1 protein-coding gene is annotated in these 1,066 nt (G+C 73.4%); it reads right to left on the bottom strand.

Going from position 1 to position 1,066, the window contains the following annotated elements:
* A partial coding sequence (locus AC27IO_RS24695; protein ID WP_498741277.1) for a formimidoylglutamate deiminase occupies window positions 1-1,066 on the bottom strand: 1,066 nt, incomplete at both ends.

Here is a 1,066-nt window from a genome sequence, read left to right on the forward strand (position 1 = left end):
CGGGCGTGCACCGGCCGCTGGCCTGCGCCCCGCCCTGCACTGCCTGCAGCGCCATGGCGGTGGCGACCTCGGGGTGGGCGCGGCTGGCCAGCACGTTGCGCTGGCGCAGGGACAGGCGCTGCCCGTATTCGAGCAGCATCAGCTCTTCCGCCGCGTTCACGCAGGCATGGCTGTCGGAGCCCACGCCCCAGCGGCCGCCGTCCGCCAGCCAGCGCGGCAAGTTGAACAGACCATCGCCCAAGTTGGCCTCGGTGGTGGGGCACAGGCCGGCCACCGCGCCGGTGCGGGCGGCGCGCGCGTATTCGTCGGGCGTCATGTGGGTGGCATGCACCAGGCACCAGCGCGCATCGACCGGCGCATGCTCCAGCAGCCATTGCACCGGGCGCTGGCCGCTCCAGGCGATGCAGTCGTCCACCTCCTGCGTCTGTTCGGCGATGTGGATGTGCACCGGCGCCGCCGGGCTCAGGGCGGTGAGGCCTTCGACCGCAATGCGCAGGCTGTCGGGCGGCACGGCGCGCAGCGAATGCGGGGCCAGGCCCAGGATGCCGCCCTGCGCGGCCACCACGGGCGCCAGGCGCTCCAGCAGCGCAAGCATGCTGTCGGTGCTGCGGATGAAGCGGCGCTGGTCCTCGCGCGGGGCGCGGCCGCCGAAGCCGCTGGCCTGGTAGAGCACCGGCAGCAAGGTGATGCCGATGCCCGCGGCCTGGGCGGCGCGCAGCAGCGCGAGCGACATGGCGGCATCGTCGGCATAGGGCTGGCCTGCCGCGTCGTGGTGCACGTAATGGAACTCGCACACCGCGGTGTAGCCCGCCTCCAGCATCTCGACATAGAGCCAGGTGGCGATCGCCTCCAGGTGCTCGGGCGTGGTGCGCGCGGCAAAGCGGTACATGAGGTTGCGCCAGCTCCAGAAGCTGTCCTGCCCGCCGTCGGGCTGGGGCGCGCGGTATTCGGTCAACCCGGCGAAGGCACGCTGAAAGGCGTGCGAATGCAGGTTGGGCATGCCGGGAAGGACCGGGCCCGGCGCACGCGGCGCGGTGCCGGCGGCGCTGCCCGGCGCCACCGCGGT

The organism is Acidovorax sp. KNOB132 (assembly GCF_057541515.1).